The organism is Oceanospirillum sediminis (assembly GCF_014164585.1).
GTDB lineage: Bacteria > Pseudomonadota > Gammaproteobacteria > Pseudomonadales > Halomonadaceae > Oceanospirillum > Oceanospirillum sediminis.
Genome location: NZ_JACJFM010000120.1, coordinates 1 through 479 on the forward strand (window position 1 = coordinate 1; position 479 = coordinate 479).

Annotated in this window: 1 protein-coding gene; it reads left to right on the forward strand. The window is 41.1% G+C overall.

Going from position 1 to position 479, the window contains the following annotated elements; translation table 11 throughout:
- Window positions 1–479, forward strand: a 479-nt coding sequence (locus H4O21_RS28095; RefSeq protein ID WP_182812444.1) for a DUF2891 family protein, incomplete at both ends; no start/stop codon positions are given.

Here is a 479-nt window from a genome sequence, read left to right on the forward strand (position 1 = left end):
GCTAGATTTGGAACAAGCCAATAAACTTGCAGAGTTGCCCTTGCACTGTATCAACATAGAATACCCAAATCGTTTATCGCAGACCTTGGGCGGTGATGAAGATTTAAAATCTCCCACAACCTTACATCCTGCGTTTTACGGTTGTTTTGATTGGCATTCATCAGTTCATGGGCATTGGAGTTTGGTGCGTTTGCTAAAATCCTTTCCCAATTTGGATGATGCTGAATCTATAAAAGCGAGATTGCTCAATAATATATCTAAAGAAAACATTGAGGCAGAAGTGGCTTATTTTCATGGTAAGCATAATAAATCTTATGAGCGCACCTATGGTTGGGCGTGGCTTTTAAAACTTGCGGAAGAATTGCACACTTGGGATGACGACACAGCAAGACAGCTAGAAGCCAACTTGCAACCGCTTACCGATTTGATTGCTGAAAAATACATTGAGTACTTACCAAAGTTGAATTACGCGCTACGGG